The organism is Mesorhizobium sp. B2-6-1, from assembly GCF_006440475.1.
Lineage (GTDB): Bacteria > Pseudomonadota > Alphaproteobacteria > Rhizobiales > Rhizobiaceae > Mesorhizobium.
Genome location: NZ_VFUH01000006.1, coordinates 286,234 through 308,101, shown reverse-complemented (window position 1 = coordinate 308,101; position 21,868 = coordinate 286,234). Strand labels below are relative to the sequence as shown.

The following is a 21,868-nucleotide window of genomic DNA, read 5'->3' as shown; positions in this document are numbered from 1 at the left end:
GGCGCATGCAAGCCCAATATATCGGCGCCTCCACCGTCGTCCTCGAAGTGCTCTGGCGCTTCTGGCCGGTCTGGCTCGCGCTTCTCATCGTCATGGGCGCGAGCTTCCTCTACAAGAAGAAGCTGGCTCTCTACGGCCAACTGTTCGACAGCGGCGTCGGCATAGCGGGGGTGGCCATCTGCCTGTTCTGGCTGTTCACGGCGATCTTCGCCTCGACCATCTCGCCTTTCGATCCCCTCGGCCAGATTCCCATCATGAAGGATACACTGCCCGGAGCCATCGAACCGCAATCGGGCCTCGCTTATCTGTTCGGTGGCGACAAGCTCGCCCGCGATGTCTTTTCACGCATGGTCTATGGCAGCCAAATCGTCCTGATCATCGCGCCGGCGGCGACCGGCTTCGCGCTCATGGTCGGCATCACGCTCGGCCTGCCGGCCGGCTATTATGGCGGCAAGATCGATACCGTTTTGTCGTTCCTGGCCAATCTCGTGCTGGCCTTCCCGGTTATCCTGCTGTTTTACCTCCTGGTGACGCCGGGCATCATGGACACGCCGATCCCCTACGCGCTGGCCGGCGTTTTCTTCCTGTTCCCGATTATTTTCTTCTGCGTGCTGTTCTGGACGCGCTACAAGAACCGTTCCGACCGGATCTACATCCTGCTCGGACTGACGCTGGTGGTCGGCGGCTGGATCTATGCCGGCCTGGTGTTCGATGCCGACCCGCTGAAGATCGTGCATATCGATCCCAACCAGCTCAACATCTTCGTGGCGGTGGTGTTCGCCTCCAGCCCGGGCGTGTTCCGCATCGTGCGTGGCCTGACCATGGATATCAAGACGCGGGACTATGTGGCGGCGGCCCAGACGCGCGGTGAATCGCCATGGTACATCATGCTGTGGGAGATCCTGCCCAATGCGCGCGGACCGCTGATCGTCGATGCCTGCCTGCGCATCGGCTACACCACCATCCTGCTCGGCACGCTGGGCTATTTCGGCCTCGGGTTGGCGCCGGAAAGTCCCGACTGGGGCACTGCGATCAAGGATGCCAGCCGGCTGCTGCGTTCCTTCATCCACCCGGCACTGCCGCCGACGATCGCGCTGATGTCGTTCGTGCTGGGGCTAAACCTGCTCGCCGATTCCCTGCGCGAGCAATCGATGAAGGATTGATGGCGGGGTCCTCGACCCTACTTGCCCGGAAGAACCAAGGATTGGAGCGACCCATGAACGAGGCAGTTCGAAATCCGGCCAGGCCGAACAATGGGCCGATCATCGAGATCGAGAACCTGTCGATCTCCTTCTTCACCCGCAAGGGCGAGATACCGGCCGTGATGGATTTTTCCTGCACGGTCATGCCCGGCGAGGCGATGGGCATTGTCGGCGAATCCGGCTGCGGCAAGTCGACCGTGTCGCTCGGCATCATGCGTGATCTCTCCAACATCGGGAAGATCGTCGGCGGCAAGATCAAGTTCCAGGGCAAGGACATGGGCGAGCTCTCCGAGGAGGAGCTGCGCAGCATCCGCGGCAACAAGATCGCCATGATTTATCAGGAGCCGATGGCGAGCCTGAACCCGGCGATGAAGATCGGCCAGCAGCTAATGGAAGTGCCGCTGATCCACGACAAGGTGTCGAAGGAGGAGGCCTATAAACGTGCGCTCGAAATGGTGCGCTCGGTGAAGCTTCCCGATCCGGAACGCATGATGCGCTCCTATCCGCACCAGCTTTCGGGCGGCCAGCAGCAGCGCATCGTCATCGCCATGGCGCTGCTGTCGAAGCCGGCGCTGCTTCTCCTCGACGAGCCGACGACGGCGCTAGACGTAACGGTGGAGGCGGGCATCGTCGAACTGGTCAAGGGGCTGGGCGAGAAGTTCGGCACCTCGATGATCTTCGTGTCGCACAATCTTGGCCTGATCCTGGAGACCTGCGACCGCATCACGGTGATGTATTCGGGCGAGGCCGTCGAGACCGGCAAGATCAAGGACGTGTTCGACCGGATGCGCCATCCCTATACGCAGGGCCTTTTCCGCTCGATTCCACTGCCGGGCGCCGACAAGAACTCGCGGCCGCTGATCTCGATCCCCGGCCAGCTGCCCCTGCCGCATGAAAGGCCGAAGGGCTGTAATTTCGGTCCGCGCTGCCACCATTTCGTCGAGGGCGTCTGCAATGCCGCCGAAATCCCGATGATCGAAGTCGCGGGACATGAAGGTCATTTCTCGCGCTGCGTGCGCTTCAACGAAATCGATTGGGACGCCCTGCCGCCCGGCGCCAAAAAGGTCAATGAGAAGGTCGTGCCTGGCGCACCGGTACTCAAGATCGAGGACTTGAGAAAATACTACAAGGTTGGCGGCAGCGAGGTGTTCGGCTCAAGCGAGGGCCGCGTCGTCAAGGCCAACGAGACGATTTCGTTTACGGCGCGCGAATCCGAAACCGTCGCCATTGTCGGCGAATCCGGGTGCGGAAAATCGACGCTGGCCAAAGTACTGCTCGGGCTCGAGACGGCGAGCTCCGGCAAGGTCACGCTCGCCAACAAGGAAATCCAGTCGACCGGCATCGAGAGCCGCAGCGTCGACACGGTGTCGTCGATCCAGATGGTGTTCCAGAACCCGTTCGATACGCTCAACCCCAGCCATTCGGTCGGCTCGCAGATCATCCGCACACTGGAAAAGTTCAACGTCGGCAAGACCGTCGCCGACCGGCGCAAGCGCATGCTGGAATTGCTTGACCTGGTGAAGCTGCCGCGCGCCTTCGAGAGCCGCAAGCCGCGCCAGCTTTCGGGTGGCCAGAAGCAGCGCATCGGCGTGGCGCGCGCCTTTGCCGGCGATGCCAAGGTGGTGGTGGCCGACGAACCGGTCTCGGCGCTCGACGTGTCGGTGCAGGCGGCGGTGACCGAGCTGCTGATGGACATCCAGCGCAAGAACAAGACGACGATGCTGTTCATCAGCCACGATTTGTCGGTCGTGCGCTATATCGCCGACCGGGTCGTCGTCATGTATCTCGGCTATATCGTCGAGCAAGGTACGACCGACCAGATCTTCGCGCCGCCCTATCATCCCTACACCGAGGCACTGCTTTCGGCGATCCCGATCGCCGACACCAGCGTGGTCAAGAAGCACATCGTGCTGGAGGGCGACATACCCTCGGCGATGAACCCGCCGACAGGCTGTCCATTCCAGACGCGCTGCGGCTACAAGAGACTGGTGCCGGATAATCTCTGCGAAACCAAGGTGCCGCCGGTAAAGAACCTGGGCGACGGGCACATGAGCCTGTGCTGGCTCTCGGACGACGTTCTGGCGACGATGGAGCCGGTGATCAAGTTCGACAAGCAGCATGCCGACCATGAGGGCGTGCCGGACGACGCGCCGCATGGTGCCGGTCCGGGCTTTGCCGGTCAGCCGCCCAGCCGACCACATGGCAAGACCGCCAGTGCGGAAGCCAGCGCGGTGGGAGAGGACGCCGAGGAGACAGAAGCCGTGTGGCGAGCCCGCCGCCACGAGGTGCGCGACGAGGTCTCCGAAACAGGTGCACCGGCGACCGATGCCAACGCGACCTCCGCGCCTTTCACGCCGAGAACGCTTGGCGAGGGCCGCCAGGCAGAGAATGCGCGTGTCGCACCAATTAGCGGCCGTGCGGCCAGACCAGGCGCGGCGCGTGATGGCGCGGCCGACAGGAACCGACCCGCCGGCATCTCCAAGCCTGCCAAGCCGGACGACTTGAAATTGATATCCGGCGTAGGTCCGAAGACGGAAGCCATCCTCAATGGCCTCGGTATCTTCACCTACGCTCAAATTGCCTCGTGGAAGAAGGCCGAACGGGAGTGGGTCGACGACCATTTGAGATTCCAGGGCCGCATCGAGCGCGAGGACTGGGTCAAGCAGGCGAAGGCGCTCGCCAAGGGCGGCGAGGCGGAATACATCAAGGTGTTCGGCAGGAAGCCGCGCTGACAGATGCTGTCGTTGTAGCGGGAGCCCTTTAGCTGCCGCACTGCCTTAGCTGTTCGGCATAGTCGCGGGCCATCTTGTCGGTGGCCCGGGCATAGCTCTGGACGCCGGAATCGCCACGATTGCCGCGGCCATAGGCGGTCCAGCCGAGATAGTAGGCAAGGTAGAGATTGTAGGTGTCGTTGCGGGCGACGCCGTAGGTATCCGCTGTCTTGGAATGGTACCAGCCGACGAAATCGACGGCGTCGGAGAATTTGGTCCGGCGGGCCGCCCAGTTGCCCGTTTCGCTCTGATATTGCGACCAGGTCCCGTCCAGCGCCTGCGAGAAGCCGGTGGCCGACGAGACGTGCTTCCAGGGGATGAAACCGAGCAGTTTGGTGCGCGGCGGCCGGGCGTTGCTCTTGAAACCGGATTCCTTGCGCACGGTCGCCATCAGCACGGGGACGGGCACGCCGTATTTCTGCTCGGCGCGTTCGGCGGCCGACTGCCAATTGTCGAACCAGCCGTCATTCTGGTCGAAGACGGCGCAGACATTGTTGATGTGGCTGGGGGCCGTCGCACAGGCCGAAAGTGCCAGCAGCATACCAACCGCTACAATTTTACTAAAACTTGACCTACGCATCGGCAGAGCAATAGGCTCAAATCATAAAGGGAATCTTGCTGCCCTCGTTAACGGGCCGCCGATGCGGGCGCTTCAGAAAAATGCCATATTGATCACCCGACATATCTTGTCGCTTTTCATAAATCGATGTTTCGAAAATGCCGCCTCGGTTAAAATCGCGCCCGCAAACGGCGTATTTCTGACAGCTGGCGCGGTTTGTCGAGGCTTTGATGCCTGGCATGAACGAACCAAGACGCAAGCGCGGCGCCGAGCGCACCAGCAACCGGGGACCAGGGCCTATCCCGCAGCTGCCGGCGAGGCGGGTGACCAATCCTTATCCGCCGATGGCCTTGCTGTCGCCCGACCAGATCGAGGCGATCCACCAGGCGTCGATGCACATATTGGAGAATTTCGGCATCGAGGTGATGAGCCCGCGGGCGCTCTCGCTGTTCGAGCAGGCCGGTGCCAGTGTGGACCACGCGTCGGCGAACGTGCGCATTGACCGCGGCATGGTCGACGAGGCGCTGAAGACGACGCGGTCCAATTATTCCCTTACACCGCGCAATCCGGCCAACGCCGTTCATCTCGGCGGCAACACAATCAATTTCACGCTCGTTGCGGGGCCGCCCAATGTGCACGACATGGCGCGGGGCCGCCGCCCCGGCAATTTGCGCGACTATGCGGACCTGACCCGGCTGGCGCAGCATTTCAACTGCGTGCACATGCTCGGCAACCAGGTCTGCGCGCCGGTCGAATTGCCGGCCAATTCGCGCCATCTCGACACCTATTTCACCAATCTGACGCTGACCGACAAAAGCTTCCATGTCTCGGCGATCGGCCGGGGCAGGGCGCTGGACGGGATCGAGATGATGGCGATCGCGCGCGGGCTGACGCTGGACCAGTTGCGCGACGATCCCGGCATCGCCACCATCATCTCGGTCAACTCGCCGCGCCGTTTCGACGAGATGATGGCCGAGGGGCTGATGACGATGGCCGAATTCGGCCAGTCTGTGGCAGTGACGCCGTTCACGCTGATGGGCGCGATGAGCCCGGTGACGCTGGCGGGTGCGCTCGCGCAGCAGAATGCGGAAGCACTGTTCGGCGTAGTCCTGACGCAACTTGTGCGTCCGGGCGCGCCGGTCATGTATGGCGCCTTTACCTCCAATGTCGACATGAAGTCGGGCGCGCCGGCCTTCGGCACGCCTGAAAACACCAAGGCCAACATCGCGTCGGGGCAATTGGCACGGCGTTACGGGCTGCCCTACCGAACAACGCCGGGCTCGGCCTCCAACGCCGCCGATGCGCAAGGCGCTTACGAGACGTTGATGGCGCTGTGGGGCGCTGTGCTCGGCCACGGCAACCTCGTCTATCACGCCGCCGGCTGGCAGGAGGGCGGGCTGACGGCGTCGTTCGAGAAATTCATCATCGACGTCGAAATGATCCAGTACATGATGGAGTTTTTGCGCCCGATCGTGGTCGACGAGGCCGAGCTTGCCGTCGAGGCGCTGGGCGCGGTGCCGACCGGCGGCCATTTCTTCGGCGAGCCGCACACGCTGGAACGTTATGCGACGGCCTTCTATCAGCCGATGCTTTCGAACTGGCAGAATTTTGAAGCCTGGCAGGAAGCCGGCGGCCTCGACGCAACCGCGCGCGCGACGCGGTTGTGGAAGAAGGCGCTCGAAGACTATGTCGAGCCGCCGATGGACGTCACCGTGCGCGAAGCGCTGGAGGCCTACGTGACCAAGCGCAAGGAAGCGATTGGGGCGGGCGAGCCGTGATGCGCCACGAACGTCTCTTTTTGAATCATCTAGCCCATCCAACTCACTGATATCAGAGAAGAACCCATGAAATCGCATGCAAAGGTCGTGGTCATTGGCGGCGGGGTTGTCGGGTGTTCCGTGCTGTTCCATCTCGCCCGCCATGGCTGGACCGACGTAGTGCTTCTGGAGCGAGACGAGCTGACTTCAGGCTCGACGTGGCACGCGGCCGGCGGCATGCACACGATCAATGGCGATCCCAACGTCGCCAAGCTGCAGAAATACACGATCAACCTCTACAAGGAGATCGAGGAGCTTTCCGGCCAGGCGACCGGCGTGCATCTGACCGGCGGCGTGCTGCTGGCGGCGACCGAGGCACGGCTCGACTGGCTGCGTGGCGTCGTCGCCAAGGGTCGCTATCTCGGCATCGATCTCGAAGAAATCTCGCCGAAAGAAGCGGCCGAACTGATGCCTCTGCTCGACCCCAAGCAGTTCGTCGGCGCTGTCCGCAACAAGGAGGACGGCCATCTCGATCCCTCCGGCGTCACCCATGCCTATGCCAAGGCTGCGCGTAAGCTGGGCGCCGAGGTCGAGCGCTTCACCAAGGTCGAGGACATCGTGCGGCGTCCCGACGGGCTGTGGCGCGTCATCACCAACAAGGGCGAGGTCGCGGCCGAGCATGTCGTCAACGCCGGTGGCCTTTGGGCGCGCGAGGTCGGCCGCATGGTCGGGCTCGAACTGCCGGTGCTGGCCATGGAGCACATGTACCTGATCACCGAGGACATGCCGGAGGTCGCCGCCTGGAACGCCAAGACCGGCACCGAGATCATCCACGCCGTCGATTTCGACGGCGAGCTCTATCTGCGCCAGGAGCGCGGCGGCATGCTGATGGGCACCTATGAGAAGGCCAACAAGGCATGGTCCGAGCACCAGACGCCGTGGAATTTCGGCCATGAATTGCTGGAGCCGGACATCGACCGCATCGCGCCGTCGCTGGAAGTCGGCTTCCGGCATTTCCCGGCCTTTCAGAACACCGGCATCAAGCAGATCATCAACGGACCCTTCACCTTCGCGCCTGACGGCAACCCGCTGGTCGGGCCGGTGCGCGGTTTGCCGGGCTTCTGGGTGGCCTGCGGCGTCATGGCCGGTTTCAGCCAGGGCGGCGGCGTTGGGCTCGCGCTGTCCAACTGGATGATCGAGGGCGATCCCGGCGCCGACATCTGGGCCATGGACGTGTCGCGCTATGGCGACTGGGCGACGATGGCCTACACCAACGCTAAGGTGCGCGAGAACTATTCCAGGCGCTTTTCGATACGCTTCCCCAATGAGGAATTGCCCGCCGGACGGCCGCTGAAGACCACGCCGGTCTATGACCTGCTGTCGGCCAAGGGCGCGCAATGGGGCGTGTCCTATGGGCTGGAAGTGCCGCTCTGGTACGCGCCCGAAGGCGTCAAGGACGAGTTCTCGTGGCGTCGCTCGAGCGATTTCGCGCATGTCGGCAGGGAGGTTGCAAACGTTCGCGGGGGCGTCGGCCTCGCCGAGATTTCGAATTTCGCCAAATACGACGTGACAGGCGAGGGGGCTGCTGCATGGCTCGACCGGCTGCTCGCCTGCAAGCTGCCGAGGCCAGGCCGCATGACGCTGGCGCCTATGCTGAAGGAGGACGGCAAGCTCATCGGCGATTTCACGCTGGCCAATCTCGGCGGCGAGGAGTGGTTCATCGCCGGTTCCGGCATTGCCGAGCAGTACCATATGCGCTGGTTCGAAAAGCATCTGCCCGCGGATGGTTCTGTCCGCATCGAGGCTTCGGGCGCGAAACTCACCGGCCTTGCCGTCGCCGGGCCGAAGGCGCGGGACGTGCTGGCCAAGGTCACGCGGACGGACGTCTCGAACGCCGCCTTTCCCTTCATGGCCATCGGCAAGATGGATATCGGCATGGCGCCGTGCCTGGTAGGCCGCGTCAGCTACACCGGTGATCTCGGCTATGAAATCTGGGTGGCGCCGGAATATCAGCGCGCGGCGTTCCAGGCGCTGATGGCGGCGGGCGAGGAGTTCGGCATTGGCCTGTTCGGCTCCCGTGCGCTGAACGCACTGCGGCTGGAAAAGAACTATGGCTCGTGGGCGCGCGAATACCGGCCGATCTACGGACCGCTGGAGGCAGGGCTCGATCGCTTTGTCGCCTATGGCAAGGAAGCCGATTTCATAGGCAAGACCGGGGCGTTGGCAGAGCGCAAGCAGGGCGGCAGGCTCAGGCTGCGCGCCTTCATCGTCGAGGCTGCCGACGCCGATGTCATCGGCGACGAGCCGATCTGGTTCGGCGGCACGGTGCGTGGCTGGGTGACGTCAGGCGGCTATGCGCATCATTCAAGGAAATCGGTGGCCATGGGCTACGTGCCGAAGGAGATCGCCGAGGAGAGCGAAGGCTTCGAGATCGAAATCCTCGGCAAGCGCCATGCCGCACGCATGCAGCCGGTGCCGCTGTTCGACGCCAATTTGCAGCGGATGCGGGCGTGAACAATCCGCATCCGGCTCGCATCAGGCAGCGCGGCGATTGTCGAGCGCAAAGGCGCCAGGGCCGGCGAAGAACAGATAGAGGAAGATGAAGCAGAACGAGATCGCCAAATCGCCGCCATTGTTGACCGGGAAGAAGCCGCGCGGCATGTGCGCCATGAAATAGGCGATCGCCATCTCGCCGGCCAGAAGGAAGGCGACTGGGCGGGTGAACAGCCCCAGCGCGAGCAGGATGCCGCCGGCGAACTCGAGAATGCCGGCTGTCAAAGTCAACCCGCTGAGGGCGTGGGGTTCGGCGCTTGCTGGGAAATTGAACAGCTTCTGGCTGCCATGCTCGATGAACTGCAGCGCGGTCATGATGCGCAGAGCGCCGAGCGCCTGTGGCTGGTATCGGGCCAAGCCTTCGAAAAGCGCCATCTGAAACTCCGTTTTCACCCCCCAGGTCCGGCCTAGATTATCGCCCCGAGATGGACCATTCACTTCCCGCTACCGGACATCAACAATCGGTGATGCGAGATGTTCCGCAACGCGTCGATATTTTCTCCCTAAGGTTGCATTATTATCCCTCTGGTTGTATCGATCTGTAGATAGTTGAAATCGTTTGGGGGTCTCTCGCCATGAAGAAAGTCGTCATCAGCTTTTTCGCAATCCTTGCAGGTACCAGCTTCGCGATGGCCGGGGATGCCGGCTGCGAGGCTTTCAAATGGCCGGTAATGCGCGAGCAGGCGCTGTTCGCCGCGCCTCCTTCTGCTGCGTCGGGGACGACGCTGGCGGTCGGCGCTGCCGCCGATCTGGTTCTGGTGCCGGCCGAGACAGCGGAATTCGCCCTCCCGCCGGAACGTGCCCCGGCGCCTGGCACGTTCGGCGCTGTCGCCAGCATGGTTGTGCCGCCGGAAGGGGGCATCCAGATAAGCCTGTCGGGCGAAGCCTGGATCGATGTCATTCAAGACGGCCATACCGTGAAATTGGCCGGCTACAGCGGGGTCAAGACCTGTCCGGACATTCGCAAAAGCGTTCGGTTCAAGCTTGCGCCCGGCCCGGCCACCGTCCAGTTCAGCGGTGCAAAAAAGGCAGGCCTGAAAGTCGCGGTGCTGACGCCGGAATAGCTCGGCGCCAAGCGAGGACACGGCCCTCAATCTTACGATCAAAGGCCGTCCTCCTGTGCGACGTTGAGCCCCTTACCGTCCGGGCGCCATCAAGGCGAAATGGGCGCCTTGCGGATCCTGGCACTGCACGATCCAGCTGCCGCCGGGGACCTCCATCGGGCCCATCAGGATCTTGCCGCCATTGTCGGTCACCTGTTTTGCCGCCGCGTCGATGGCGGTTAAACTGCCAGACCGGCACCGGGATCTGTTCGGGTTTGTTCATGATGCCGCCACCGGATTCGGGGCCGGCCGCGAAGGTTTGATAGGTTCCCATCGGCCCCATGTCGAAATCGCCGGCATTGGTCCATCCGAACTGGCTGGAATAGAAGTCGAACGCGGCCTTCCAGTCGGTTGTGTAAAGCTCGTGCCAGCCGATATGGCCCGGCGTGCTGGCCGGCACGACCGGCTGGTCGGGCCCGTTCGGCTGCAGGAACATGAAGGTCGCGCCTTGCGGATCGGCGACGACGGCGAAGCGGCCGACGCCCGGAATGTCGTCGGGCTGGCGATGAACGGCGCCGCCGGCTTTCTGCAGCGACGCCGTGGCAGCATCGACATCCCTGGTGTGGATGTAGCCAAGCCAGGCGGGAGGCATGCCCATCTTGGCGGCATCCTCAGGCATCGTCATCAGCCCGCCGACGCCACGCTCGCCGACATTCATGACGATGTAGCGCGGCATGCCGGGAGCCTTGTCGAAGGCTTGCGCGGTCCAGCCGACCACCTTGGTATAGAACGCCTCGGCGGCGTCGAGGTCTGATGTCATCAATTCGTACCAGAAGAAGGGCATTGGGGATTTCGGCATCGTCGGTCTCCTCACCTTTTGCGTCGATCGTCCTTCGATCCATCATAGGACGATCTTCGAGACGGAAATCCGACAGCGGAGGAAAAATTGCGGCTCGACAGGCATGCCATGATTGCGGCCTGCCGCTTAGCGGACCGTCCTTCCTCGAAAGTTCGACATTCGCGCATTATGATATTAAACGTGAACCAAATTATCATGTTTTATTCGAGCCTTTTCAGAGGCTTATGTAGAAAATTGACCAATTGATAAAAAAATAAAACGTGCTAGCCTTCCCTAAAACGAAAACAAGGGGAACTGACGATGGCAGAAGGCCAGTTCAGGGAAGGCATTGCAGGCGGCCGGCTGCCTGCCGATCAGTATGCGGACAATTTTTCCGACCTGCATCCGCCGCTCGATCACCACGAGGCGCTGGTCGAAGCGGACCGCTGCTATTTCTGCTACGACGCGCCGTGCATGAACGCATGCCCGACCTCGATCGACATTCCGCTGTTCATCCGCCAGATCTCCACGGGCAATCCGATCGGCTCGGCCAAGACCATTTTCGACCAGAACATTCTGGGCGGCATGTGCGCCCGCGTCTGCCCGACCGAGACGCTGTGCGAGGAGGTCTGCGTGCGCGAAGTGGCGGAAGGCAAGCCGGTGCAGATCGGTCGGCTGCAGCGCTATGCCACCGATATCGCGATGAGCGAGAACAGGCAATTTTATCCACGTGCCGCACCGACAGGCAAGGCGGTCGCCGTGGTGGGCGCCGGGCCGGCCGGCCTTGCCGCCGCACATCGGCTCGCCCGCCATGGCCACGACGTCACAATCCTGGAAGCGCGCGCGAAGGCGGGCGGGCTCAACGAATACGGCATCGCCGCTTATAAGAGCGTCGACAATTTCGCCCAAGCCGAGGTCGAGTACGTCACCTCGATTGGCGGGATTGATATCCAGAACGGTAAGGCGCTCGGCCGCGACTATCAGCTCTCCGACCTGATCCGCAATTATGACGCGGTGTTTCTGGGCATGGGGCTCGGCGGCGTCAATGCGCTGCGCGCCGATGGCGAGGCCGCCGTGGGCGTCACCAACGCCGTCGAGTTCATCTCCGAGCTGCGCCAAGCCAGCGATCTCTCCGGCCTGCCGGTCGGCCGCCGCGTCGTCGTCATCGGCGGCGGCATGACGGCGATCGATGCCGCGGTGCAGTCGAAGCTGCTTGGCGCCGAGGAGGTGACGATCTGCTACCGGCGCGGCCAGGAACATATGAATGCTTCCGAATTCGAGCAGGACCTGGCGGCCGCCAACGGCGTCGTCATCCGACACTGGCTACAGCCGAAGCGGGTGATTGCCGAAGGCGGCAAGGTCAATGCCATCGAGCTTGAATACACCGCCATGAACGGCGACAGTCTTGCCGGCACCGGCGAGACGCTGACCCTCGTTGCCGACCAGGTGTTCAAGGCGATCGGACAGAGTTTCGTCCCCGCTGCGCTCAACGGCAGCGGTGCTGCGATCGAGCTCGAGGCCGGGCGCATCAAGGTCGATGCGGAAGGGCGCACCTCGCTGGCCAAGGTCTGGGCCGGCGGCGACTGCATATTCGGTGGCGACGACCTGACCGTCTCGGCCGTGGCGCAAGGGCGTGATGCGGCGGAATCCATTCACCGGGCACTGACCTCGAACGGGAGGGCATGAGCATGGCAGATATCAGGAGTAATTTCGTCGGCATCAAATCGCCCAATCCGTTCTGGCTGGCCTCGGCGCCGCCGACCGACAAGGCCTACAATGTCGTGCGCGCCTTCAAGGCCGGTTGGGGCGGTGTCGTCTGGAAGACGCTGGGCGAAGAGGGCCCGCCGGTGGTCAACGTCAATGGCCCACGCTACGGCGCGATCTGGGGCGCCGACCGCCGTCTGCTCGGCCTCAACAACATCGAGCTGATCACCGACCGCGACTTGCAGACCAATCTGCGTGAGATGAAGCAGGTCAAGATGGAGTGGCCCGACCGGGCGCTGATCGCCTCGATCATGGTGCCTTGCGTCGAGGAAAGCTGGAAGGCGATCCTGCCGCTTGTCGAGGAAACCGGCGCCGACGGCATCGAGCTCAATTTCGGCTGTCCGCACGGCATGTCGGAGCGCGGCATGGGCGCCGCCGTCGGCCAGGTGCCGGAATATATCGAAATGGTTGTGCGCTGGTGCAAGCAGTACACGCGCATGCCCGTCATCACCAAGCTGACGCCCAACGTCACCGATATCCGCAAGCCGGCGCGAGCAGCACATGCCGGTGGCACCGACGCGGTGTCGCTGATCAACACCATCAACTCGATCACCGGCGTCGATCTTGACAACTTCGCGCCGATGCCGACCATCGACGGCAAGGGCTCGCATGGCGGTTATTGCGGCCCTGCGGTGAAGCCGATCGCCATGAACATGGTGGCCGAGATCGCGCGCGACCCCGAAACGCAGGGGCTGCCGATCTCCGGCATTGGCGGTATCACCACCTGGCGCGACGCTGCCGAGTTCATGGCGCTCGGCGCCGGAAACGTGCAGGTGTGCACGGCCGCGATGACCTACGGTTTCAAGATCGTGCAGGAGATGATCGCCGGTCTCGAAAACTGGATGGACGAGAAGGGCCATCGCTCGCTCGACGACATCATCGGCCGTGCCACGCCCAATGTCACGGACTGGCAGTATCTCAACCTCAACTATGTCGCCAAGGCGCATATCGACCAGGATGCCTGCATCAAATGCGGCCGCTGCCACATCGCCTGCGAGGACACCTCGCATCAGGCGATCACCAGCATGGTCGACGGCGTCAGGCATTTCGAGGTGATCGAGGCCGAATGCGTCGGCTGCAATCTTTGCGTCAATGTCTGCCCGGTTGACAACTGCATCACCATGGAGGCGCTGGCCGCCGGGGTGATGGACCAGCGCACCGGCATGCCTGTGTCGCCGGTCTATGCCAACTGGACCACGCACCCGAACAACCCGATGGCCAAGGTAGCGGCGGAGTAGGGCGGAACAATCAAGGAAAAAGCGGCGTCCTCGGGCGCCGTTTTCATTTTGCTATTGCAGATACAAAATATCCAGGATATAAGTTATCCATGTATTGGAGATTGGTATCATGAAACTCGGCGATGGCGTCGAAGCGGCCATCCACTGCGCGGCGACGCTGGCTGGCGTCGATGGCGACAGCACCATGCCAGGTGCGGCCCTGGCGGAGGCGTTTGGCCTGTCGCCGAGCTATCTCCTGAAACATCTCAACATGCTCACCGCTGCGCGCATCCTGGAATCCGTTCCTGGGCCGGCGGGCGGCTACCGGTTGGCGAAACCGGCCGAACGCATCACGCTGCTGGACATCGTGCTGGCGGTCGAAGGGCGCGAGCCGGCTTTCCGATGCGGCGAAATCCGCCAGCGCGGCCCGACGAAACTCGATGCATCGGCCTATGTCAGGCCGTGCGGCATCAATGCTGCGATGCTGAAGGCGGAGCGCGCCTATCGCGCGGCGCTGGCCGAGGTCAGGCTGTCCGACATCGTGTCGGACTTCATGAAAGGCGCCGATCCGCGGTCGGTCGCGGCAAGCTGCGCTTTCACCGAGCGCCACCAGCGGCAGCAGAAATCCAGTTCAACCAAGCAAGCATGAAAGGAAAGATGATGAGACAGAGGCTCCAGTTCTTCGCCAAGGCGCCCGAGATCATGAAAGCGGTGTCGGCGCTCAACAAGGCGGTCGACGAATGCGGGCTCGAGGAAAGCCTGCTGCACCTGATCAAGCTCAGGGCCTCACAGATCAATGGCTGCTCCTTCTGTGTCGAGATGCACAGCCGCGAGGCGAGGCGCGACGGCGAGACCGAACAGCGGCTTTATCTGGTTTCAGCCTGGAAGGAATCGCCGCTGTTTTCGGAGCGCGAGCGCGCCGCTTTGGCCTGGACCGAGGCCGTGACGCTGATCGCCAACAATGGTGTTTCGGACGAACTCTATGCCCGCACGCTAGAACATTTCTCGGAAGAGGAGTTGGTCAAGCTCTCCGTGGCGCTGGGCATGATCAATACCTGGAACCGGCTTTGCATTCCGTTCCACGCCATTCATCCGATGCCTGCCGCCAAGGCCGCCTGATTGTTCGATCACGATCGGAGCGCCGCCAAGAGAGGCGGCGCTCCCATTATTTCGAAGGGAGAGCGTTTGATGCTTGCCGATTTACCCGCCGCCTTGTTGGTTCTCGGCCGGCTGTTGCTTGGCGGCGGGTTTGTCTTCGCCGGCTTGCGCAACATCCAGAACGCGGGCTTCTTGACGGGGCTGATGGTCGCGCGCGGTGTGCCGCAGGCGCGGCTGGCACTTTGGGCCGGCATCGTGTTGCAGATCGTCGCCGGCGTGCTGGTGGTGACGGGCTTCTGGACCGCCACTGCCTGTGCGGTGCTGGTGCTGTTCCTGATCGTCGCCACGCCGATGTTCCACAATTTCTGGGATCATCAGGGACAGGAGCGTGCGTCGCGTATCAATGGTTTTGTTGGCAATGTCGCGCTGAGCGGCGGCTTCCTGACACTGATCGCCCAGTCGCTTTGACAGTTGCAGCTAGGCCGCGAACCGCAAACCACCATCGCAGGTTAATACCTGGCCGGTCATGAAGCCGTTGGAGACGAGGAAGGCTATGGCCGAGGCGACGTCCTCGGCGCGGCCGATGCGGCCGACCGGTGTCTTGCCGGCATAGTCGGCAAAGATCGCCTGCCGCTGCTCGTCCGGCAGAAAGTCCCACCAGGGCGTGTCGATGACGCCGGGCGCCACGACGTTGACGCGCAGTGGCTTCAGCTCGACGGCCAGGATCGGTGCCACCGTCAGGAGCATGCCATTGACGGCGCCGATGCCGGCGACGCCCGGCGTGGCGAGCTGGGCGGATACCGCCGAGATGAAGGTGACCGATCCTGATTTGTCCAGCGTTGGCAAGGCCGCCTGCAAGCAGGATAATTGCGGCCGCACCTTTTCGTCGACGCCGCCAGCGATATCGGCAAGGTCGAGTGTTTCGAACGGGCCAAGGCCCTTGCCGCCGCTCGCCGCCAAAACGAGATGGTCGAACGGGCCGATGCGCTCGAAGAATTGGCGCACCTCGTCGGGCTTGGCGGCATCGAACGCCGCCTTGTCGACGGCGCCACCGAGACTTTTCCATGCGCTGACGAGCTTGTCCTGATTGCGCCCGGTGATGGTCACCTTCATGCCGGGGCCGAGCAGTTTGCGCGCCGTCGCCAGGCCGATGCCAGACGAGCCGCCGATGACGACTGTGTGTTCGATCTTGCTGGTCATGAACGCTCTTCCCTCTTCACTGTAGCCTGCCCGACAAGGTCGAGGCTCAAGTCGCGCAATTGTTGTCTTGCTCTGGCGTCGTAAGCCTGGGCGTCGGCGCGGGATTCGCGCAGGCCGTCGAAATAGAGGCCGCTGCGCGCTTCGAGCGCGGGGGAGGTGGCGAGATTGACAATGGCCTCGGCGCCGGTCTCCACCGAGCTCCATGGCGTGACGCCTGCCTGCCGGACCATCGTGGTGTTCATGTAGCTCGCCGGGTGCAGGGCGTTGACGGTAACCCCGCTGCCCTTGAGCTGCTCGGCGAGATCGATGGTGAACAGGATCTGCGCCAGCTTGCTCTGGCAGTAGGCGCGCACGCCGCTGTAGCCATGGGTAAGCATGACGTCGCTAAAGTCGATGGCCTGCTGGCCCGCCGAGGCGACGTTGACGATACGCGCCGGCGCGCTGGCCTTCAGCAGGGGCAGCAATCCCTCCGTAAGCAGGAAGCCGGCGAGATAGTTGACGGCGAAGCGCAGTTCATAGCCGTCGGCGCTGACCTGCCTTTTGGCGTTTTGGCCAGCCGTGCCGACACCGGCATTGTTGATGAGGATTTCGAGCCGAGCGGTTTTTTCACGCACGGCCTCGGCGAGCCGGCGCACCTCGGCCAGCGAGGCGAGGTCGGCTGCGAAGAACTCGGCCTTGCCGCCGGCCGCCTCGATGTCCGCGACCGTGGCCTTGCCGCGCGCCGCGTCGCGTCCGTGCACCAGCACCCGGGCGCCACCTGCGCCCAGCCGTTGCGCGACGACCCGGCCGACACCGTCGGTCGAGCCGGTGATCAGGATTGTCTTGTCTTTCAGGTCCATGTTTGAGCCTCCATTCGTTGCTCTCGACAGAAGATGGGGCAGCGGGTGCGCGCCAAACAGTTCAAACTTTATCCTGGTATCGGTACTGCTATAATAGGGTCATGGATGCTCCTTCTCATTCCGCTGAAGAAAGCCGCCGGCGCGAGCTCGGCGCCTTCCTGCGCTCGCGCCGCGAGAGGCTTTCGCCACAGGCCGCCGGCATTGCCTGCGGCGCGCGGCGGCGCACGCCGGGCCTGCGGCGCGAGGAGGTGGCGATGATCGCCGGTGTCGGCACCACCTGGTACACCTGGCTGGAACAAGGCAGGGATGTCAGGCCCTCGGTGGAGGTGCTGGCGGCGCTCTGCGAGGCGCTGCGCCTCGACGCTGTCGAGAAGCGGCATTTGTTCATCCTCGCCGGCCGCCAACAGCCGGAGCGTCGTGGGGCAACGCCCGAAAAGGTCGACGGGCCGTTGCTGCACATGCTGCAAAGTCTTGTGCTGCAACCCGCTTATGTGGTTGGCCGGCGCTGGGACGTGCTCGCCTGGAACCCGGCAGCCGTCGCGGTGTTCGGCGATTATGGTTTGCTGGAAGGCGACGCCCGCAACATCGTCCACATGGTGTTTACAAGCCCGCAGCACCGTCGCCTGCTCGTCGACTGGGAAGAGCTTGCTCGCGTGGTGCTCGCTTCGTTTCGCGCCGAAAGCGCCAAATATGTCGGTGATCCCGATTTCGACCGGCTGATCGCGCTGATGATGCGCTCGAGCCCCGAGTTCCGCGATTGGTGGCCCCGACGTGACGTAGCGCGAAAGCTGACGGGTCTGAAGCACGTCCGCCATCCGACGGCCGGCGCCATGGCCTTCGAGCATATGAGCCTGTCGATTGACGATGGATCCGACATGCGGCTGGTCGTCTACACGCCGCTGGCCGAGCAGAACTCGATCGCCAAGCTGCAGAGCTTGCTTGATGCACTGCCGGCCGAGCGGCGCAGCGCCTGAGCCTTCAGCGCAGGGTCAGGCCTTCGGCTTCAACCCGTCGAGAAATAATTGCTCCAGGAATCTCGCTGCGTCCTCGAAGCGGCCGTCGCCGCCGCGGTTCGGGCCGAGCACGGCGCGGACCTGGACGTCGAAATCGGCATAGTGCTGGGTCGTCGCCCAGATCGAGAAGATCAGGTGCCAAGGATCCGTCCTGGCGATCTTGCCAGCGCGCATCCAGCCCTTGATGACGGTTGCCTTCTCGTCGACCAGCGTCTTCAGTTCGCCGGTCAGCAAGGGCATGATGCGTGGTGCGCCCTGCAGAATCTCGTTGGCGAACAGCCGGCTCTCGCGCGGAAAATCGCGCGCCATTTCAAGCTTGCGCCTGATGTAGCTCCTGAGCTCGGTCAGGGGATCGCCGATGTCGTCGAGTTCCCTGAGCGGCGCCAGCCATGTGTCGAGCAGGCGCTGCATCAGCGTCTCGTGAATGTCTTCCTTGCGGCGAAAGTAATAGAGCAGGTTGGGCTTCGACATCCCAGCGGCTTCGGCGATCTGGTCGATGGTCGAGCCGCGGAAGCCATTGGTGGAGAACACCTCGAGCGCGGCTTCGAGAATGAGTTCGCGCTTCTCCTGCTGGATGCGGGTACGGCGAGGGGCTTCCGTGCTGGTGTTCACCGTTGCGCGCCCTCGTGTTGAAAGCGGTCTGGCCCAATTCTCTGGACCAGTTTTTCCCCGGCCTGTGGAACGCACTTCAGGAGCCGCATTTCCGCTAGTAATCCCTTGACCGCCGACAGGGCGGTGCTAACGTTTGTCCAATCGGTCAAAAATTTGCGTAGCACGAAAGCGCGGCAAAGACCAAGCGTTGGACGTACCGAAACAGGTTACAAGGGGAAGTCTTGGTCATGTCCAACCGGCTGAAAGTCACGCCGAACGATCTCAGTGCATTCTGGATGCCGTTCACGGCAAACCGGCAGTTCAAGCAGGCGCCGCGCATGTTCGTGTCCGCCAAGGACATGCACTACACGACCAGCGATGGCCGCAAGGTGCTGGACGGCACCGCCGGCCTCTGGTGCGTCAATGCCGGCCATTGCCGGCCCAAGATCACCGAGGCGATCCAGCAGCAGGCCGCCGAGCTCGACTACGCTCCGGCCTTCCAGATGGGCCACCCGATCGTGTTCGAACTGGCCAACCGCCTGGTCGACGTCGCGCCGAAGGGCATGGATCACGTGTTCTTCACCAATTCCGGTTCGGAATCGGTCGAGACCGCATTGAAGATGGCGATCGCCTATCACCGCGTGAAGGGCGAGGGCTCGCGCACCCGTCTGATCGGACGCGAGCGCGGCTATCACGGCGTCAATTTCGGGGGCATCTCGGTCGGCGGCATCGTCACCAACCGCAAGATGTTCGGCACGCTGCTCGGCGGCGTCGACCATATGCCGCACACCCACCTGCCGGAGAAGAACGCCTTCTCCAAGGGCGTGCCGGAACATGGCGCGGAGCTTGCCAACGAGCTGGAGCGCATCGTTGCGCTCCATGACGCCTCGACCATCGCGGCCGTCATCGTCGAGCCGGTCGCTGGCTCCACCGGCGTCATCCTGCCACCCAAGGGCTATTTGCAGAAGCTGCGCGAAATCTGCACCAAGCACGGCATTCTGTTGATCTTCGACGAGGTCATCACCGGTTTCGGCCGTCTTGGCGCGCCGTTCGCGGCCGATTATTTCGGCGTCACGCCTGATATCATGACCACCGCCAAGGGCGTCTCCAACGGCGTCATCCCGATGGGCGCGGTGTTCGTGAAGAAGGAAATCCACGACGCCTTCATGACCGGCCCCGAGCACATGATCGAGTTCTTCCACGGCTACACCTATTCCGGCAATCCGATCGCCTGCGCCGCGGCGCTCGGCACGCTCGACACCTACAAGGAAGAGGGCCTGCTCACACGCGGCGAGGAACTGGCGCCCTATTGGGAAGACGCGCTGCATTCGCTGAAGGGCGAGCCGCATGTCATCGATATCAGGAACATCGGCCTGATCGGTGCGATCGAGCTGGCGCCGATCGCCGGGCAGCCGACCAAGCGTGCCTTCTCGGCCTTCGTCAAGGCGTTCGAGCGCGGCGCGCTGATCCGCACTACCGGCGACATCATCGCGCTGTCGCCGCCGCTGATCATCACCAAGGGCCAGATCAACGAACTGATCGATCATGTGCGTGAGGTACTGAGGTCGATCGATTGAAGAACTGGGCGCGGATATCCCTCCCCCTCGAGGGGAGGGTGGCCGCGAAGCGGTCGGGTGGGGTCGGTGCGACGGGGTGCCGACCTGATCTGTTGCCGCGAGGCTGCCGTTGATGCCCCGCACTCGCGTGAGCTACGAAATGCGCCAAAAGGCGCGCGCGCTTCGAGTTCACGCAACCAGGGGTGAATCCTTGCTCTGGTATGAACTGCGCGAGCTGAAATCGGCCGGCATCAAGTTTCGTCGTCAGTGTCCGATCGGGCCTTATATCGTTGACTTTGCCTGCCTCGCCGTGAAGCTGATCGTTGAAGTTGATGGCGATCTGCACGAACACGAGAAGGGCAAGCGGCATGATGCCGTTCGTGATGCCTATCTGCGCTCGCTCGGCTTTGATGTCTTTCGCGTCGATGAGCCCGATGTCATAAACAACCCTTGGCATGTTGCGCAGGTGGTCAAAGGGAAGGTCGAGCGCATGTCCGGCGACCCCACCCGACCGCTTCGCGGCCACCCTCCCCTCAAGGGGGAGGGGAACGCCACGCAATTGGAGAGGTTTTGAATGGCCGCACCCGGCGAGAATCTGCGAATCAATTCAGACCGTTTGTGGGAGTCCATCATGGAGATGGCGAAGATCGGCCCCGGCATTGCCGGTGGCAACAATCGCCAGACCGTGACCGACGAGGACGGCGAGGGCCGGCATCTGTTCAAGCGCTGGTGCGATGCCGCCGGGCTCGAAATGGGCATCGACGAGATGGGCACCATGTTTGCCAGGCGCGAAGGCGCCGACCCCAGCCTGCCGCCGGTCTATGTCGGCAGCCATCTCGACACGCAGCCGACCGGCGGCAAGTATGACGGCGTGCTCGGCGTGCTCGGCGGCTTGGAAGTCGTGCGCTCGCTCAATGATCTCGGCATCAAGACCAAACATCCGATCGTGGTCACGAACTGGACCAACGAGGAAGGCTCGCGCTTTGCCCCGGCGATGATGGCGTCCGGCGTATTCGCCGGTGTGCTCGACCAGGCCGACGTCTACGAGCATACGGACAAGAACGGCAAGAAATTCGGCGAGGAACTGGAGCGCATCGGCTGGAAGGGCACGGAGAAGGTCGGCGATCGCAAGATCCACGCCTTTTTCGAACTGCATATCGAGCAAGGGCCTATCCTCGAGGACGAAGGCATCGACATCGGCGTCGTCACCCATGGACAGGGGCTGAAATGGCTGCAGGTGACGCTGACCGGCAAGGAGGCGCATACCGGCTCGACGCCGATGCCCAAGCGCCGCAATGCCGGGCTCGGCATGGCGCGCGTGATCGAACTGGTGCACGAGATTGCCATGGACTACCAGCCGGACGCCGTCGGCGCGGTCGGCCACATGGAAGTCTATCCGAACTCGCGCAACATCATCGCCGGGCGCACGGTCTTCACCATCGACATCCGCTCGCCGGAGAAGGAAGTGCTCGACGCCATGGATGGGCGCATCCGCGAAGGCATCGACACGATATGCGAGGCGCTCGACATCCAGTACAAGATCGAGCAGGTCGGCCATTTCGATCCGGTCACCTTTGACAAGGGCTGCGTCAAGGCGATCCGTGATGCCGCCGACCGGCTCGGCTACACGCACCGCAACATCGTCTCGGGCGCGGGCCACGACGCCTGCTGGATCAACCGCGTCGCGCCGACCGCCATGGTGATGTGCCCCTGCGTCGACGGTCTCAGCCACAACGAGGCCGAGGAGATCTCCAAGGAATGGGCGGCGGCAGGAGCCGACGTGCTGTTCCATGCCGTGGTGGAGACAGCGGTCATCGTGGAGTAAGCTGGAAAGCTGGATTTCCAAACGCTGCTCGCAAGAAGCGCG

Annotated in this window: 19 protein-coding genes and 2 pseudogenes; 14 read left to right on the top strand and 7 right to left on the bottom strand. The window is 63.1% G+C overall.

Annotated elements, in window-relative coordinates; all coding sequences use genetic code 11:
• Nucleotides 1–5 precede the first annotated feature (5 nt).
• Both FJ443_RS15685 and FJ443_RS15680 read left to right on the top strand, forming a co-directional pair.
• Entirely contained in the window at nucleotides 6–1,163 is a 1,158-nt protein-coding gene (locus tag FJ443_RS15685) for an ABC transporter permease (protein ID WP_140495091.1), read from the top strand.
• Between the two features lie 53 nt (nucleotides 1,164–1,216).
• A pseudogene (locus tag FJ443_RS15680) lies at nucleotides 1,217–3,418 on the top strand (ABC transporter ATP-binding protein); the annotation flags it as partial.
• A 544-nt stretch (nucleotides 3,419–3,962) separates the two neighbouring features.
• Here FJ443_RS15680 and FJ443_RS15675 read toward each other — a convergent pair.
• The gene (locus FJ443_RS15675; RefSeq protein ID WP_140495095.1) at nucleotides 3,963–4,553 is read right to left on the bottom strand and encodes a transglycosylase SLT domain-containing protein; all 591 of its coding nucleotides are present in this window, start codon (nucleotides 4,551–4,553) and stop codon (nucleotides 3,963–3,965) included.
• A gap of 16 nt (nucleotides 4,554–4,569) precedes the next feature.
• Nucleotides 4,570–4,773, bottom strand: a complete 204-nt coding sequence (locus FJ443_RS15670; protein ID WP_140623092.1) for a hypothetical protein — start codon at nucleotides 4,771–4,773, stop codon at nucleotides 4,570–4,572.
• Between FJ443_RS15670 and FJ443_RS15665 the strand changes: the two genes are divergently transcribed.
• Both FJ443_RS15665 and FJ443_RS15660 read left to right on the top strand, forming a co-directional pair.
• Nucleotides 4,772–6,310 (top strand): trimethylamine methyltransferase family protein, encoded by a 1,539-nt coding sequence (locus FJ443_RS15665; RefSeq protein ID WP_140623094.1) that lies wholly within the window; start codon nucleotides 4,772–4,774, stop codon nucleotides 6,308–6,310. The genes FJ443_RS15670 and FJ443_RS15665 overlap by 2 nt on opposite strands.
• Nucleotides 6,311–6,376: 66 nt before the next feature.
• Nucleotides 6,377–8,803: an FAD-dependent oxidoreductase gene (locus FJ443_RS15660; RefSeq protein ID WP_140664797.1), complete on the top strand. Its 2,427-nt coding sequence runs from the start codon at nucleotides 6,377–6,379 to the stop codon at nucleotides 8,801–8,803.
• Between the two features lie 21 nt (nucleotides 8,804–8,824).
• On the opposite strand, the gene FJ443_RS15655 is transcribed toward FJ443_RS15660, so the two are convergent.
• Nucleotides 8,825–9,217 (bottom strand): DoxX family protein, encoded by a 393-nt coding sequence (locus FJ443_RS15655; RefSeq protein ID WP_140664794.1) that lies wholly within the window; start codon nucleotides 9,215–9,217, stop codon nucleotides 8,825–8,827.
• 200 nt (nucleotides 9,218–9,417) lie between these two features.
• Between FJ443_RS15655 and FJ443_RS15650 the strand changes: the two genes are divergently transcribed.
• The gene (locus FJ443_RS15650) at nucleotides 9,418–9,906 is read left to right on the top strand and encodes a hypothetical protein (protein ID WP_140664791.1); all 489 of its coding nucleotides are present in this window, start codon (nucleotides 9,418–9,420) and stop codon (nucleotides 9,904–9,906) included.
• 72 nt (nucleotides 9,907–9,978) lie between these two features.
• Here FJ443_RS15650 and FJ443_RS15645 read toward each other — a convergent pair.
• A pseudogene (locus FJ443_RS15645) lies at nucleotides 9,979–10,744 on the bottom strand (VOC family protein).
• A gap of 300 nt (nucleotides 10,745–11,044) precedes the next feature.
• Between FJ443_RS15645 and FJ443_RS15640 the strand changes: the two are divergent.
• The 5 genes from FJ443_RS15640 to FJ443_RS15620 all read left to right on the top strand — a co-directional run bounded on the left by FJ443_RS15640 (nucleotide 11,045) and on the right by FJ443_RS15620 (nucleotide 15,270).
• A complete protein-coding gene (locus FJ443_RS15640; RefSeq protein ID WP_140495107.1) occupies nucleotides 11,045–12,409 on the top strand; it encodes an NAD(P)-dependent oxidoreductase in 1,365 nt (454 codons plus the stop codon).
• Nucleotides 12,410–12,411: 2 nt separating this feature from the next.
• Nucleotides 12,412–13,725: an NAD-dependent dihydropyrimidine dehydrogenase subunit PreA gene (gene preA / locus FJ443_RS15635; protein WP_140664788.1), complete on the top strand. Its 1,314-nt coding sequence runs from the start codon at nucleotides 12,412–12,414 to the stop codon at nucleotides 13,723–13,725.
• A 109-nt stretch (nucleotides 13,726–13,834) separates the two neighbouring features.
• On the top strand, nucleotides 13,835–14,353 hold the full coding sequence (locus FJ443_RS15630) for an Rrf2 family transcriptional regulator (RefSeq protein ID WP_140495111.1): 519 nt from the start codon (nucleotides 13,835–13,837) through the stop codon (nucleotides 14,351–14,353).
• An 11-nt stretch (nucleotides 14,354–14,364) separates the two neighbouring features.
• Complete coding sequence (locus FJ443_RS15625) at nucleotides 14,365–14,823, top strand: carboxymuconolactone decarboxylase family protein (protein ID WP_140495113.1); 459 nt, start codon at nucleotides 14,365–14,367, stop codon at nucleotides 14,821–14,823.
• A gap of 69 nt (nucleotides 14,824–14,892) precedes the next feature.
• Nucleotides 14,893–15,270: a DoxX family protein gene (locus FJ443_RS15620; RefSeq protein WP_140516666.1), complete on the top strand. Its 378-nt coding sequence runs from the start codon at nucleotides 14,893–14,895 to the stop codon at nucleotides 15,268–15,270.
• Nucleotides 15,271–15,279: 9 nt separating this feature from the next.
• On the opposite strand, the gene FJ443_RS15615 is transcribed toward FJ443_RS15620, so the two are convergent.
• Entirely contained in the window at nucleotides 15,280–16,002 is a 723-nt protein-coding gene (locus tag FJ443_RS15615; RefSeq protein WP_140495115.1) for an SDR family oxidoreductase, read from the bottom strand.
• On the bottom strand, nucleotides 15,999–16,841 hold the full coding sequence (locus tag FJ443_RS15610; RefSeq protein WP_140664786.1) for an SDR family NAD(P)-dependent oxidoreductase: 843 nt from the start codon (nucleotides 16,839–16,841) through the stop codon (nucleotides 15,999–16,001). Before FJ443_RS15610 ends, FJ443_RS15615 begins: the two co-directional genes overlap by 4 nt.
• A 101-nt stretch (nucleotides 16,842–16,942) precedes the next feature.
• Here FJ443_RS15610 and FJ443_RS15605 point away from each other — a divergent pair, with 101 nt between their 5' ends.
• Nucleotides 16,943–17,815: a helix-turn-helix transcriptional regulator gene (locus FJ443_RS15605; RefSeq protein ID WP_140664783.1), complete on the top strand. Its 873-nt coding sequence runs from the start codon at nucleotides 16,943–16,945 to the stop codon at nucleotides 17,813–17,815.
• A gap of 15 nt (nucleotides 17,816–17,830) precedes the next feature.
• On the opposite strand, the gene FJ443_RS15600 is transcribed toward FJ443_RS15605, so the two are convergent.
• Nucleotides 17,831–18,466, bottom strand: coding sequence for a TetR family transcriptional regulator C-terminal domain-containing protein (locus tag FJ443_RS15600; RefSeq protein WP_140495120.1), 636 nt, complete (start codon nucleotides 18,464–18,466; stop codon nucleotides 17,831–17,833).
• A 227-nt stretch (nucleotides 18,467–18,693) separates the two neighbouring features.
• Between FJ443_RS15600 and FJ443_RS15595 the strand changes: the two genes are divergently transcribed.
• From FJ443_RS15595 to FJ443_RS15585, 3 genes are all read left to right on the top strand, one after another.
• Nucleotides 18,694–20,022 carry an aspartate aminotransferase family protein gene (locus FJ443_RS15595; protein ID WP_140495122.1) on the top strand — a complete coding sequence of 443 codons (1,329 nt, stop codon included), beginning with the start codon at nucleotides 18,694–18,696 and terminating at the stop codon, nucleotides 20,020–20,022.
• A 112-nt stretch (nucleotides 20,023–20,134) separates the two neighbouring features.
• Nucleotides 20,135–20,575: an endonuclease domain-containing protein gene (locus tag FJ443_RS15590; RefSeq protein ID WP_140495124.1), complete on the top strand. Its 441-nt coding sequence runs from the start codon at nucleotides 20,135–20,137 to the stop codon at nucleotides 20,573–20,575.
• Nucleotides 20,576–21,826, top strand: a complete 1,251-nt coding sequence (locus tag FJ443_RS15585; protein ID WP_140664781.1) for a Zn-dependent hydrolase — start codon at nucleotides 20,576–20,578, stop codon at nucleotides 21,824–21,826.
• The last annotated feature ends 42 nt before the right edge of the window (nucleotides 21,827–21,868 follow it).